At 59.6% G+C, this 13,889-nt stretch carries 9 protein-coding genes; 8 read left to right on the top strand and 1 reads right to left on the bottom strand.

What is annotated here, in order from left to right; translation table 11 throughout:
• Window positions 1-80: 80 nt before the first annotated feature.
• The gene (locus BLT54_RS01660; RefSeq protein WP_009571327.1) at window positions 81-1,415 is read left to right on the top strand and encodes a sigma-54-dependent transcriptional regulator; all 1,335 of its coding nucleotides are present in this window, start codon (window positions 81-83) and stop codon (window positions 1,413-1,415) included.
• A 43-nt stretch (window positions 1,416-1,458) separates the two neighbouring features.
• On the opposite strand, the gene BLT54_RS01655 is transcribed toward BLT54_RS01660, so the two are convergent.
• The gene (locus tag BLT54_RS01655; protein ID WP_074640411.1) at window positions 1,459-1,932 is read right to left on the bottom strand and encodes a hypothetical protein; all 474 of its coding nucleotides are present in this window, start codon (window positions 1,930-1,932) and stop codon (window positions 1,459-1,461) included.
• Between the two features lie 768 nt (window positions 1,933-2,700).
• Between BLT54_RS01655 and BLT54_RS01650 the strand changes: the two genes are divergently transcribed.
• The 7 genes from BLT54_RS01650 (at window position 2,701) to BLT54_RS01620 (ending at window position 13,798) form a co-directional block, all read left to right on the top strand.
• The gene (locus BLT54_RS01650; protein WP_074640409.1) at window positions 2,701-5,763 is read left to right on the top strand and encodes an Rne/Rng family ribonuclease; all 3,063 of its coding nucleotides are present in this window, start codon (window positions 2,701-2,703) and stop codon (window positions 5,761-5,763) included.
• A 147-nt stretch (window positions 5,764-5,910) separates the two neighbouring features.
• The gene (locus BLT54_RS01645) at window positions 5,911-6,663 is read left to right on the top strand and encodes a cytochrome c biogenesis CcdA family protein (protein WP_074640407.1); all 753 of its coding nucleotides are present in this window, start codon (window positions 5,911-5,913) and stop codon (window positions 6,661-6,663) included.
• Window positions 6,664-6,770: 107 nt separating this feature from the next.
• The gene (locus BLT54_RS01640) at window positions 6,771-8,000 is read left to right on the top strand and encodes a hypothetical protein (RefSeq protein ID WP_245707930.1); all 1,230 of its coding nucleotides are present in this window, start codon (window positions 6,771-6,773) and stop codon (window positions 7,998-8,000) included.
• On the top strand, window positions 8,000-9,370 hold the full coding sequence (locus BLT54_RS01635; protein WP_425429322.1) for a cytochrome P450: 1,371 nt from the start codon (window positions 8,000-8,002) through the stop codon (window positions 9,368-9,370). Before BLT54_RS01640 ends, BLT54_RS01635 begins: the two co-directional genes overlap by 1 nt.
• A gap of 209 nt (window positions 9,371-9,579) precedes the next feature.
• Window positions 9,580-10,626 carry a cysteine synthase A gene (locus BLT54_RS01630; RefSeq protein ID WP_074640403.1) on the top strand — a complete coding sequence of 349 codons (1,047 nt, stop codon included), beginning with the start codon at window positions 9,580-9,582 and terminating at the stop codon, window positions 10,624-10,626.
• A complete protein-coding gene (locus BLT54_RS01625) occupies window positions 10,623-13,085 on the top strand; it encodes a DUF3772 domain-containing protein (protein WP_074640400.1) in 2,463 nt (820 codons plus the stop codon). Before BLT54_RS01630 ends, BLT54_RS01625 begins: the two co-directional genes overlap by 4 nt.
• Window positions 13,082-13,798, top strand: a complete 717-nt coding sequence (locus BLT54_RS01620; RefSeq protein ID WP_074640398.1) for an alanyl-tRNA editing protein — start codon at window positions 13,082-13,084, stop codon at window positions 13,796-13,798. Before BLT54_RS01625 ends, BLT54_RS01620 begins: the two co-directional genes overlap by 4 nt.
• The last annotated feature ends 91 nt before the right edge of the window (window positions 13,799-13,889 follow it).

The raw sequence follows: 13,889 nt of genomic DNA, 5'->3' as shown, positions 1-13,889 counted from the left end.
CGTATCTTATCGTGGCCCACATTTGGGTGGCCCGAATGAAGGTGGCCCAGAGTTTGGGCCGAAAAAGAAGAGGAAAGACCATGGCGACGGCAATGAAAATCGCGATCGTCGATGACGAACAAGACATGCGCCAATCCATCAGCCAATGGCTGGCCCTGTCCGGATTTGACACGGAAACCTTTGCCACGGCGGAGGAGGCGGTGAAAGCGCTTGGGTCGGATTACCCCGGCGTTGTCATCACCGATATCAAAATGCCGGGCATGGACGGGATGCAGTTTCTCAAGAAACTGATGAGCGTTGATAGCGGCCTGCCGGTGATCATGATCACAGGTCACGGCGATGTGCCGATGGCCGTTGAGGCGATGCGCATTGGCGCGTTTGATTTTTTGGAAAAGCCGTTCAACCCGGACCGGATGACGGAACTGGCGAAAAAGGCCACCAATGCGCGGCGGCTGACGCTTGATAACCGGGCGCTGCGGCGCGAGTTGTCCGATGGCACCGGCATCATGAACAAACTCATCGGCGCAAGCCCGGTGATGGAGCGCCTGCGCGAGGATATTCTGGATCTGGGCCAAGCCGACGGTCATGTGTTGATCGACGGCGAAACCGGCACCGGCAAAACGCTGATCGCCCATGCTTTGCATGCGGTGGGCGCGCGGGCCTCGAAGAAATTCATCACCTTTGCCTGCGCCGGACGCGATGAGTATGATCTGTCGAAACGGCTGTTTGGCCCCGACCCGGACGGGCAGATTCAACCGCTGTTCGAAGAGGCACGCGGCGGCACCTTGGTGCTTGAAGACATTGAGGCCATGCCAATGCCGCTTCAGGCGCGTTTGCTGACCCTGATCAACGAACAGGGCACGCCGCCGGAAACCCGGATCATCGCGATTTGCAACCTGCAAGAACAAGGCCGGACCTGCGAGTCCGCGATGCGCCCGGACCTGTTTTACCGCCTGGCGGCGATGAAAATCACCACGCCGCCCCTGCGCGCGCGCGGCGAAGACATCCTGTCGCTGTTCACCCAGTTGAGCCAACAGTTTGCCGAGGAATACGGCTGCGATGCGCCTGAGGTGTCGGCCCAAGAGGCGGCGCAATTGTTGCAAGCACCATGGCCCGGCAACATCCGGCAATTGATCAATGTGGCGGAGCGTTCGGTGTTGCAAAGCCGGCGTGGGTCGGGGTCGATCACCTCGCTGCTCTTGTCAGAATCGGACGCGCCGGAACAGCAAACCATGACCACCGAAGGCAAGCCGTTGAAGGAATATGTTGAAGCGTTCGAGCGGATGTTGATCGACAACACGATGCGCCGCCACAAAGGCTCTATCGTCGCGGTGATGGACGAATTGTGTCTGCCGCGGCGGACGTTGAACGAGAAAATGGCCAAATACAGCCTGCAACGCGCTGATTATTTGTGATCGTTTTGGTCCTGCCCGTGATCTGCCAGTCACCGGGCGGGGCCTATTCACAGACCTGAAAGTCGACGATCCCAGCGCCGGTGCCAAACCGCTCCATGGTGTTGATCTCGATATCGACCAAAAACCCGTCACCGCCGAGGTTTTTTGTACAACAGCCGTCACAGTCCGCATCTGAACAAATGTCGATGGCTTGTGTGGTGATCTCGCGCCCGTCTTGGCGCAGGTGCAGTGTTTTCATGCCCAGCCAGCCCCAATCCTTTTCATGCACCGCCACGATGTTATGCGCGGCGACCCATGCTTCGGTCTGAGTGTCCTCCAAACCGTAAAACTGCCCGGCCCAAGTGCAGCCATTATAGGCCAGGCATTCCTCGCTGTCGGGGGCGGGGTAGGAGGTATAGTTGGTCAGATTGGCCCGATGCCATTCGGGCGCACAGGTGAGCGGTTTGGCCTGACCGAATGTTGGGAGAAGGGCGAAGATGAGGGAAAAGGTGGCTGTGACAGGCAGGGGGCGGGGCATTGCGGGTTCCTTTGGGCACAGCGAGATTGGCGCGTGAGATTGGGACGGTGAGATCAGCAAAGCGCAGATGCCTGAGGTGTGCAAGAGCGGAGGCAGAGAGCCGGGATCAGGTGAGTATGCGTTAAGCTTTTGCGGGTAATAAGGCAAATGTCATGAGGGCCCCCCGTCGTTTGGGACGCATATGCGCGTCGATTGGCGCATGTTTTCCGCGATTTCCAACGTGAACTGCCACTTTGCAAATTTGCGTGTTGTCATAGGGGCGCGGGATCACTACTGATAGGAAGACGCAGGTCTGGCTTGGTGTCCCTTTGAGGTCCCTTGGGTCCTTTGGGACAACGCCGCCCCGGAAACCGCGTGAGACTCATTCGCTGCATGCGAGAGCTGGAGCCGCCTGTGAGGTCCTTGATCCATCTGAGATCAGTGAACCCCATCGACGCCGCCCGCCCGTAGCGCAGACCGATGCCGCCGCTGGGCAGACAAGGTCAGGCATGACAAAGCCAGACGTGATACATCCAGCGGCATGAAACGCCCCTGATGTCCAAGCCGGACAGGGGGATTTGTATGGGGACTAGGGCAGGGCCGAAAGGCGCGCCCGATGTGCCGGAGAAGAACCGCGATGCAACGCGACGAGGCAAGATTAGAGCACAGACGGGACGCTTGCGTCCCCGCGCCCTTGCCCGCACGATCGCTCGCCCCAAAACATCACCCGAAAACCCGCGTGTCGCTCCGAAGGGGAGGCGCGTCTGTTGTGGGTGCCGAAAGACAACAATGGCTAAAAAGATGCTTATCGATGCCACCCACGCGGAAGAGACCCGCGTTGTGGTGGTCGACGGAAACAAGGTCGAGGAATTTGATTTTGAATCTGAAAACAAACGTCAGCTTGCTGGCAACATTTACCTCGCAAAAGTAACGCGCGTCGAACCGTCGCTTCAGGCGGCTTTTGTCGATTACGGCGGAAACCGTCACGGTTTCCTCGCGTTTTCTGAAATTCACCCGGATTATTATCAGATCCCGGTTGCGGATCGCGAAGCCTTGATGGCCGAAGAATTGGCCTATGCGAAAGCGCAGGAAGAGGAAGAGGACAAGCCGAAACGCCCCCGTCGTCGCTCCCGTTCGCGCACGCGCTCAAAGGCCGAAGAGGTGACATCCTCTGATGCGGTCGAGACCCAAGAGGTCGTGGGCGAGGATGCGGATCAAGACAGCACCACACAAGGCAGCGCTCCCCAAAGCATTTCCGGCATGGATGTGATCGAACCGGAGGCCTCCGAGGCCGACGATATGATCGCGGACCCCTCCGGGCACAGCCCGGTCGAAGAGGGCACATCGCCCGCCTTTGCCGTACAGGACACGCCGGTGGAAGAGCCAGCGGAGGAGGGCGACACCGCCTCTGATGACGTGGCCGACGACGAGACCGACGATCAAGACGATGACGGTGATGAGGGCGACGACGAAGACGACGCCGCCGAAACCGCCGCCGACAAAGACGACAGCATCGAAAGCGTGGCCGACGATGACTCCTCTGATGATTTCCGTCCGGTGCGCAAACCGCGCCCGCGCAAATATAAAATCCAGGAGGTCGTCAAAGTCCGCCAGGTGATGTTGGTGCAGGTCGTCAAAGAAGAGCGCGGCAACAAAGGCGCGGCTCTGACCACCTATCTCTCGCTGGCCGGTCGCTATTGCGTTTTGATGCCGAACACCGCGCGTGGCGGTGGTATTTCGCGTAAAATCACCAATATCGCAGATCGCAAGAAACTCAAAGAGATCGCAGGCGAACTTGAAGTGCCGCAGGGTGCTGGTCTGATCGTGCGCACCGCGGGCGCGCAACGCACCAAGACCGAGATCAAACGTGATTATGACTACCTCAAACGGATGTGGGAACAGATCCGCGCGCTGACGCTGAAATCCACGGCGCCTGCGAAAATCTATGAGGAGGGCGACCTGATCAAACGCTCGATCCGCGACCTCTATAACAAAGACATCGACGAGGTGTTTGTGGAGGGCGAGGCGGGGTTCCGTGAGGCGAAGGCTTTCATGGAAATGATCATGCCGACCCATGCCGAGAACGTGAAACATTACGCCGACAGCCTGCCGTTGTTCGCGCGCTTTCAGGTCGAAAGCTACCTCAGCTCGATGTTCAACCCGACCGTGCAACTCAAATCCGGCGGCTATATCGTCATTGATTTGACCGAAGCTCTGGTCGCTGTCGACGTCAACTCCGGCCGCGCCACCAAAGAAGGCTCGATCGAGGAAACGGCGCTCAAAACCAACCTTGAGGCTGCCGAAGAGGTGGCCCGTCAAGCGCGTCTGCGCGACTTGGCCGGTCTGATCGTGATCGACTTTATCGACATGGAAGAGCGCCGCAACAATGCCGCCGTCGAAAAGCGTCTGAAAGACAAGCTCAAAACCGACCGTGCCCGCATTCAGGTGGGGCGCATTTCGGGCTTTGGTCTGTTGGAAATGTCTCGTCAGCGTCTGCGCCCCGGCATGTTGGAAGCCACGACCCAGCCCTGTCCGCATTGTCATGGCACGGGTCTGATCCGCTCGGACGACAACATGGCCCTGACGATCCTGCGCCAACTCGAAGAGGAGGGCACCCGCAAGCGCTCCCGCGAGGTTTTGGTCAAAGCGCCGGTGGCGGTGATCAACTATCTGGTCAATATCAAACGCGAACGCGTCGCCCAAATCGAGGCGCGCTACGGCATGGCCGTGCGTCTTGAGGCTGATCCGTTCATGATTTCACCCGATTTCACCATCGAACGGTTCAAAACCGCGACCCGAGTGATCTTGGCCGAACAAAGCAACGTGATTTCGGCCTCCGCCGATTTGATGGCCGACTATGTTGAGCCTGAAGAGGAGCCGATCGACGCCGTGGTTGAGGAGGCTGAGGCTGTCGAGGTGTCCGAGCCGCGTAGCGTGGATGCCACCGAGGACACGGGCGAAGAAGAGAAGCCGAAAAAACGTCGTCGCCGTCGTCGTCGTCGCCGCAAACCCGGTGAGACGACCGAGGGTCAAGAGGGTGAAAACGGCTCCGATGAGGACAACGGGTCTGATGAGGACAATGGTTTTGATGACAGCGAAAGCGCGCCGGACGATGTGACCCCGGAGGCGGCTGAGGCGGTTGAGGAGGCCCCGGTTGAGAAACCCAAGCGCACCCGCACCCGCTCGCGCAGCACCAAAAAAACGACGCCTGTGAGCGAAGAGGCCGCAGAGGTCAAAGAAGAGACCAAAGAGGAGGTCGCAACGGAGACCGAGTCTGCCGCTGAGGAAGCCCCCGCTGAAAAGCCCAAGCGCACACGGACAAGCCGGGCGCGCAAGCCTGCTGTTGTTGCGGAAGAGGGCGCGGAAGCTGCGGCTGAGACTAAGACTGAGACTAAGACTGCGGCAAAGCCCAAAACCACACGTTCGCGGGCCAAAAAGCCTGTGACCGAAGGCAAGGACGAAGCGGCGGTTGCCAAACCGAAGCCCGCACCGCGCAAACGCAAGACCAAAGCCGAACGCGAGGCCGAAGAAGCCGCAAAAGCGGCAGAGGCGGCAGCAGCGGTTAAAGTGGAGGCTCCTGTGGCGGAAACGCCTGCTGAGGCCCCGGTCGAGACTGTAGCAGAGACTGCGCCAGAGATTGCCGCTGAGGCTGTGGTGGAGACCCCCGTGGTTGACGTTGTTGCGGAACCTGTCGCCGAGGCTGCGCCAGAAACGGCACCAGAGCCCGCCCCGGAGATGGCCGAGGCCAGAGAAAGTGCGTCGGAAAGCGTGTCCGAAAGCGCGTCCGAGACCGCATCAGAGCCAGAGGATGACGGTCCGAAACGCCGCGGTTGGTGGAGTATTGGGCGCTAAATCCGCCTAATTCCGCCTAATAAGATCAAAACGGCCGGGTCAGTCCCGGCCGTTTTTGTATGTATACGCGCGCACCCAACGCAAAAGTGAGGGGGCGCGACATAGCGGACGCTTTTCACAGGCGCGCGGACATGGCATGAGCAGGATATGTTTGGAATCGATCTCTTTGACGCAACCCTCTTGCTCTCCATGCTCGTGGCTTTGGCCGCTGGCATGGTGTCGTTTTTGAGTCCTTGCGTGCTGCCCATCGTGCCGCCTTATCTGGCCTATATGTCGGGCATTTCGATGAATGAACTCACCGGCGGCGGACGTGGCTCGCGCAAGGCGATTGTGCCCGCGATCATGTTCGTTCTGGGCCTGTCCACCGTGTTCTTGTTCATGGGCTTCACAGCCTCGGCGTTCGGGATGTTTTTCCTAAAAAATCAGGAGATTTTCGCCAAAATATCCGGCGTTGTGATCCTGATTTTGGGCCTGCATTTCCTGTCGGTCTTTCGCATTCCGATTCTGGACCGCGAAGCGCGGATGGATGCGGGCGACAAGGGCGGCACAGCGTTCGGCGCCTATATCCTCGGGCTGGCTTTCGCCTTTGGCTGGACGCCTTGCATCGGCCCTCAATTGGGCGCGATCCTGTCCATGGCCGCCTCTGAGGGCTCGGTGTCGCGCGGCACCATGCTTTTGGCCACCTATGCCTTTGGGCTGGGCTTGCCCTTCCTGTTGTCGGCGATTTTCATCACCCGCGCCGTGGGCCTGATGAACCGGCTCAAACGCCATATGGGGGTGATCGAAAAACTCATGGGCGGGTTGTTGGTCTTGGTCGGGCTGATGATGCTGACGGGGGCGTTTTCGCGCCTGTCCTATTGGCTGCTTGAAGCCTTCCCGGTGCTAAGCCAGCTTGGTTAAATCCACCGCTGTCTGACATCTGATCTGCCCGTCTGTGCCGGTGCGGTTTCGGGCTTATTTTCATCATATTTACCCGCTAAGATGCTTGAAAACCAAAGGGTTCGGGCATGACAGCGCAGGACAGAGGGATGGGAGACCAAGAGGTCAAGCGGCGGCGGGTGTTTTACATCCCCGGCTATGACCCAATCCCGCCGCGCCGCTACCGCGAACTTTACCGTAAAGAAAGCCGCGCGCAGGCGGAGATTTCCGGGTATGAGATCGACCTGTCTGCCAAAAAAGGCAGGCGATTTGGCTGGTCGGTGCGCAGCAGCATTAAGGGTGCGCAGACCGAGAGCGAGATCGACGTGCTGGTCTGGTCCGACATTGTCCAAGACAGTATGGACGCCGGGATTTTGCGCACCTATCTGATCCTTGCCCGCACGGCCTGGACCTATATTGGCTCTGGCGCGTTGTTTCGATTGATGAAATTGCGGCGCGGGCCGGTTTTGGCGGCGCTCTATCCGATTGGCGTGTTGCTGTTGCAACTTGGCGTTGCGCTTGGCCTGTTTTGGGGCGTGAGCGCGCTGGCGGGGCGGTTTGGGACGTTCATTCAGTGGCTTGGGATCGCGGCGGGTCTTGGCCTCGCCTATGCGCTTTTGACCTGGTTCAAACGCCAGGACGGTAAGTTTTTCGCCTATTACCTGATGCATGATTACGGGTTTTCGGCGCGTTGGCGCGGCGCGGACCCGCCCGCGCTGGTCACTCGAATGGCGGAATTTCGCGCCGATATTGCCGAGGCCTTGCGCCAGGACTGGGACGAGGTTTTGATCGTCGGCCATTCGTCTGGTGCGCATGTGGGGGTGTCAATTTTGGCGGAGCTTATCCGCAGGGGCGATGTGCCGGACAATGGCCCGGAATTGTCCTTCCTCTCATTGGGGCAGGTGGTGCCGATGGTGTCCTACCTGCCCGAGGCCAAGGCACTGCGCCGGGATTTGGCCTATTTGTCCGCGCGCGAGGAGTTGTTTTGGCTCGATGTCACGGCGCCGGGGGACCCCTGTTCCTTTGCGCTGTGCGATCCGGTGAAAGTCTCCGGTGTCGCACCCGAGGATCAAAAATATCCGCTGGTGATCTCTGCCGCTTTCAAAAATACGCTCTCGCCCGCGCGTTGGAACGCGCTCAAGCGGCGATTTTTTCGTCTGCATTTTCAATATCTTTGCGCCTTTGATCGGCCCGGACCCTATGATTATTTTCAAATCACGGCAGGAGGGCACACCCTTCGCACCCGCTTTGCCACGCACATGCCCAGCCCCAGCCGGATCGACATCCCGGCCAACAGATACACGGACATGGCCCCATAATGACCTCTGATATGATCCCGCCGAAACCGACCCCGCGCCCGGAAAAAACCACCCTGCGCCAGTATGTGAAACTGTTTCGCAAAGATATCCTGTCGGCCCAACCCGCCAAGCTCTATCGCGCGTGGATGGCCGAATATAAAACGCTGTTTTTCCGATCGTTTCTGGTCAATCAACCCGCGCTGGTCAAACGCGTGCTCAATGAAGAGCCGATGAATTTTCCAAAATCGGCGCGCATTGCCGAGGGGCTGCGACCGCTTTTGGGCCATTCGGTGTTTTTGACCAATGGCGAGACATGGCTGCGGCAGCGCCGGATCATTGACCCGGCCTTTGAAGGCGGGCGGCTCAAAGACACGTTTCCGGCGATGTTGGCGGCGGGGCGGGGCATGGTCGAGCGCCTGAGCACAGAGCACGGCGCGTTCGACATCGAACCCCATGCCTCGCATGCGGCGGCGGATGTGATTTTTCGCACCTTGTTTTCCATCCCGATCACCCACCATGTCGCGCGCGACGTGTTTGACGAATTCCAAGCCTACCAACGCGCCCAACCGATCCTCAACATCGCGGCCTTTGTACCGCTGCCGAAATGGATGCCGCGGTTTCATCGCAAACACACCCGCCAAGGGGCCAAGGCGATCCGCCGTTTGATCACCGATCTGACCGTCGCGCGACAGGCCGAGATCGCAGCGGGGCAGGCGCCTGATGATCTGGCGACCAAGATCATGACCACCAAAGACCCGGTCACGGGGCAGGGGTTTGATACCGCTGAGATGGTCGATCAGGTGGCGATTTTCTTTCTTGCGGGCCATGAGACCTCGGCGTCGGCGCTGGCATGGGCGCTTTGGCTTTTGGCCGCCAACCCGCAGGTGCAGGACCGGGTCGCGGCAGAGGGCGCGGCCTTTGGCGATCAACCGACGTTCTCGGATCTCTCGAAATTGCGCTTTACCAAGGATGTGTTCCGCGAAACCCTGCGGCTCTACCCGCCGGTGCCGATGATGGTGCGGGAGGCCAAATGCCCGGTGCGGTTCCGCGAACGCGATGTGCCCAAAGGCGCGCAGATCGTGTTGTCGCCCTGGCATTTGGGGCGGCACGAACGGTTTTGGGACCGCCCCGACGCCTTTGACCCGGATCGGTTCAAAACCGAGAACGGCAAGCAATGTCTGCGCGATGCGTTTATTCCGTTTTCGTCGGGCCCGCGGGTCTGTACCGGGGCGGGGTTTGCCATGGTCGAGGGACCATTGCTTTTGGCCATGATGGCACGCGCTTACCGCATCACGGTGGTGACGGACAAAACGCCGATGCCCGTGGCGCATCTGACCGTGCGCTCGAAAGACGGGATTTGGCTCCGCCTGGAACCACGCCTTTCAGCCTGATCGCGGATGTGAGCGTTTGGGAGATGGCCCGGCGTGAGAAACGTGCGTTCTGTAGGAGCGGCAAAAGTGCGAACAGGCTCCCTGACTGATGGCGCGAGGCTTGAGTTCGGGGAATGCGCGTTCTACACATTCAGGGACTGCTATAGTCTTTCGCGCAAATCTGTGTCGCAGGTTTTTCGCGAAACACTTGAGATAAAAGGACGAAACACATGTCTGCGCCTTCCCCGATCAAACGCGATCTGATTGAGACCATTGGCAACACGCCGTTGATCCGCCTGAATGGCCCGTCAGAGGCCACGGGCTGTGAGATTTATGGCAAGGCCGAGTTCATGAATCCGGGCCAATCGGTCAAGGATCGCGCGGCGCTTTACATCATCCAAGATGCGGTGGCGAAGGGCCTGTTGAAACCCGGCGGCACGATTGTCGAGGGCACGGCGGGCAACACCGGCATCGGTTTGGCGCTTGTGGGGTCCGCTCTTGGGTTCAAAACCGTGATCGTGATCCCGGAAACCCAGTCGCAGGAAAAGAAAGACATGTTGCGGCTTGCAGGCGCTGAATTGGTTCAGGTCCCCGCCGCCCCCTATAAGAATCCGAACAATTATGTGCGTTATTCCGGTCGTTTGGCGGAAGAGCTTGCCATAAGCGAACCCAACGGTGCGATTTGGGCCAATCAGTTCGACAACACCGCCAACCGTCAGGCCCATATTGAAACCACCGGACCCGAGATTTGGGAACAGACGGGCGGTCAGGTTGACGGCTTTATCTGTGCGGTTGGGTCGGGCGGCACTTTGGCGGGCGTGGGCTTGGCGTTGCAGCCCAAGGGCGTCAAAATCGGCATCGCTGATCCCATGGGGGCCGCTCTTTATAGTTTCTATAAAACCGGCGAGCTGACCTCGGAAGGCAGTTCGATCACCGAGGGCATCGGTCAGGGCCGCATCACCGCCAATCTCGAAGGCTTCACCCCGGATTATGCCTATCAGGTGCCCGACGAAGAGGCGCTGCCGGTTGTGTTTGACCTGTTGGAGAATGAGGGGCTGTGCCTTGGCGGCTCCTCCGGCATCAATGTCGCGGGCGCGATGCAAATGGCACGCGAGATGGGGCCAGGGCACACGATCGTCACGGTGCTGTGCGATTATGGCACGCGCTATCAGTCGAAACTGTTCAACCCGGAGTTTTTGAAGGAAAAAAATCTTCCGGTGCCGCAGTGGCTGGACCGTGGACCGCGCGATCTGCCTGACGTATATGAAGGTGTATGATCACACGCATATTCGCCCGCCTTCTTTTAATCCTCTCCCTCGCGCTGCCGCATGGCGTCAGCGCGCAGGAGGTTGCAGCCCCAGATTATAAAGCCTGGGCGAGCCAAGCCAGTGCCGCCGAAAAGCAATTGGCCGACACAGGCACGGCCAATGCCATATTGGAAAACCTGCGCGATGAGTTGGTGGGGTGGCGCACGCAATTCTCGAACGCCCAAAGCACCAACAGCGCGCGGATCGACACGCTCAAGGCCCAGATCGCGGCCTTGGGGGCGGCACCCACCGAGGGCGAAACCGAAGCACCCGAGATCGCCAAACGGCGCAAAGACCTCACGTCGCAATTGGAGGCGGCACAGGCCCCGGTCAAATCCGCCGAAGAGGCCTATACCCGTGCCAACGGTTTGATTTCAGAGATCGACTCCGAACTGACCTCACGACAAACCGACGCCTTGATGAAACTGGGCGGCTCTCCGATCAATCCCACATTATGGCCCGAAGCACTGGCCGCGATCACCCAAACGGGCGTGACCGCATGGACCACGATCTTGGACAATGCCCGCTCCGAAACCGGGATTGCCAAACTCAAAGCCAATGCCGCCACGCTGTTGCTTTATCTGGTGATCGCGTTGGTTTTGGTGGCGCGCGGGCGCTATTGGTCCGAACAATTCACCGGCTTTGTCCGATCGCGTTTTGTCGGGGTTGCCGGGCAGGGCGTGACCGGGTTTATCGCCTCATTGTCGCAAATCATCGCCCCTGTCCTTGGGCTTGTGGCCATTTCCGCCGGGGCCCAGGCGTCCGGGCTTTTGGGGCCGCGTGGCGTCCTTTTGTTCAATGCGGTGACCGCCGTTGGCCTGTCCTATTTCATTTCGCGCTGGGTCGTCGGGCGTACACTTTATGCGGGCGGGCATGACCGGCCTATTTTTGATCTGACAAACGGTCAGCGCGCCGAGATGGCCGGGCATGCCGCCTTGATGGCGGTGATGATTGCGGTGCACGTCACCTTGACCCAGTTGGCCGATCTGGATGGCTATAGCGACGACACCCGAGCGGTTCTGTCCTATCCTTTGGTGGTGCTGACCGCGATTTCCCTTTATCGGTTTTCGTTGATTTTACGCAAAGCCTCGCAAGTCCCGACCCCCTCTGAGGGGGACGAGACCGAAGACGAGGCGGGGCCGCAAAGGTTCACCGCGCTTCTGTCCAATCTCGTTGCACGTCTGGTGCGGCTCGTGGCTGTGGCCGTGGTGCTTTTGGGGGCTGTTGGCTATATGTCGGCAGCGGTATCTGCGGTCTATCCGACCGTGATGTCATTGGCGCTTTTGGCGCTTTTGACCGTGCTGTCGCGTTTGGCTTCTGATGTCTATGCGCTGATCACCCGCCAAAAGGATGATGAGGGCGACGGTTTGGTCCCGGTGCTTTTGACCTTTGCTCTCAGCCTCGCGGCCCTGCCGGTTCTGGCGTTGATTTGGGGCATGCGCAAAGAACGGCTTTGGGACATTTGGGCCCGGATGCGCGAAGGTGTGCCGGTTGGCGGGGTTGATCTGTCCGTGTCGGTGTTTTTGACGCTGATCCTGGTCTTTGCCTTTGGCCTTGGGGCGACGCGGCTGTTGAAAACCGCGCTGTCCACCGCCGTCCTGCCCAAGACCCAGCTCGACAAGGGCGGCCAAAACGCCATCATCGCGGGCGTCGGCTATATCGGTGTGTTCCTATCCGCGATTTTTGCCATCACCTCGGCCGGGATCGACCTGTCGGCGCTGGCGATTGTCGCCGGTGCGCTCTCCGTCGGGATCGGTTTTGGCCTGCAAAACATTGTGCAGAACTTTGTGTCCGGCATCATCCTCTTGATCGAACGGCCGATTTCGGAGGGCGATTGGATCGAGGTGGGCGGCCAGATGGGATATGTCCGCGACATCTCCGTGCGTTCGACCCGGGTCGAGACGTTTGATCGCACCGATGTCATCGTCCCCAACGCCGATTTGATTTCCAATCAGGTCACCAACTACACCCGCGGCAATATGATTGGCCGGGTCATCGTCCCCGTCGGCGTGGCCTATGGCACCGACACGCGCAAGGTCGAAACGATCCTCAAAGAAATTGCCAACGCCCAACCGATGGTCTCGGTCAACCCACCGCCACAGGTGTTGTTTCTGAATTTCGGTGCCGATGCGTTGGAGTTTGAAATCCGTGCGATCTTGCGCGATGTGACCTTTATCGTGGCGGTGAAAAACGACATCAACCATGAGATCGCCCGCCGCTTTGGCGAAGAAGGCATTGAAATTCCCTTTGCCCAACGTGACATTTGGCTGCGCAATCCCGAGGCGCTGACCCCGCGCAGTCGGGCCGGGACCGTGGCCGCCACAGAGACCACCACAGAGACCGCCACAGAGGCAGAAATTTCAGCCATTGTGCCCAGCGACTTTGAGGCGGGCGACGGGGCAGGCGAGGCAGACGGAGACAGCACATGACGCAACCGCTTTTTCGCGAAGATGCCTATCTTCAGGACATCGAAGGCGTGGTCACCGGGCATACGCCCGAGGGCGGGGTGATTTTGGACCAGACGATTTTTTACCCCACTGGCGGCGGGCAGCCGGGCGACAGCGGGCGATTGATCTGGGGCGACACTGGGCTTGCGATTGCCACGACCGTGAAGGGCGAGGGGGCCGAGATCGTTCTTGTGCCCGCCGAACCCGCGCCAATGCCGGAGGTCGGCACCAAAGTGATCCAACGGCTCGATTGGGTCCGCCGCCATCGTCACATGCGCATCCACACCGCGCTGCACCTGTTGTCGGTTGTCATTCCTCTGCCGGTCACGGGGGGCTCCATCGGTGCCGAGAAAGGCCGTCTGGATTTTGCCATGGACGCGCCGCCCGCCGACAAACAGGCGCTCGAAGACGCGCTCAACGCCTTGATCGAACGCGATTTGGTGGTCACGGACGATTGGATCACCGATGAGGCGCTTTTGGCCGACCCGTCGATTGTCAAAACCATGTCGGTGATGCCGCCGACCGGGCAGGGCCGGGTGCGCTTGGTACGGATCGGGCAGGGGGCGGATCAGGTCGATCTACAACCCTGCGGTGGCACCCATGTGGCGCGGACTTCTGAGATTGGGCGCATTCGTTTTGGCAAGATTGAGAAAAAAGGCCGGATGAACCGGCGCGTCACCATCATTCTTGACTAAACACCCCGATTTCGCGCCTCGACAGGCGTGTCCAAGCCTTTGTTTTTACAAAAATGGCCTGCCGGCGTGGCTTGTTTTCCTTCGCTGCATT

It is taken from the genome of Celeribacter baekdonensis (assembly GCF_900102315.1).
Lineage (GTDB): Bacteria > Pseudomonadota > Alphaproteobacteria > Rhodobacterales > Rhodobacteraceae > Celeribacter > Celeribacter baekdonensis.
Note: the sequence above shows the minus strand (reverse complement) of the source record. Positions and strands in the feature narration are given on the sequence as shown.

What these genes read in the sequence shown, in the direction of transcription:
- BLT54_RS01660 (WP_009571327.1), top strand. Translation starts at nt 81, where the DNA reads ATGGCGACGGCAATGAAAATCGCGATCGTCGATGACGAACAAGACATG.
- BLT54_RS01655 (WP_074640411.1), bottom strand. Translation starts at nt 1,932, where the DNA reads ATGCCCCGCCCCCTGCCTGTCACAGCCACCTTTTCCCTCATCTTCGCC.
- BLT54_RS01650 (WP_074640409.1), top strand. Translation starts at nt 2,701, where the DNA reads ATGGCTAAAAAGATGCTTATCGATGCCACCCACGCGGAAGAGACCCGC.
- BLT54_RS01645 (WP_074640407.1), top strand. Translation starts at nt 5,911, where the DNA reads ATGTTTGGAATCGATCTCTTTGACGCAACCCTCTTGCTCTCCATGCTC.
- BLT54_RS01640 (WP_245707930.1), top strand. Translation starts at nt 6,771, where the DNA reads ATGACAGCGCAGGACAGAGGGATGGGAGACCAAGAGGTCAAGCGGCGG.
- BLT54_RS01635 (WP_425429322.1), top strand. Translation starts at nt 8,000, where the DNA reads ATGACCTCTGATATGATCCCGCCGAAACCGACCCCGCGCCCGGAAAAA.
- BLT54_RS01630 (WP_074640403.1), top strand. Translation starts at nt 9,580, where the DNA reads ATGTCTGCGCCTTCCCCGATCAAACGCGATCTGATTGAGACCATTGGC.
- BLT54_RS01625 (WP_074640400.1), top strand. Translation starts at nt 10,623, where the DNA reads ATGATCACACGCATATTCGCCCGCCTTCTTTTAATCCTCTCCCTCGCG.
- BLT54_RS01620 (WP_074640398.1), top strand. Translation starts at nt 13,082, where the DNA reads ATGACGCAACCGCTTTTTCGCGAAGATGCCTATCTTCAGGACATCGAA.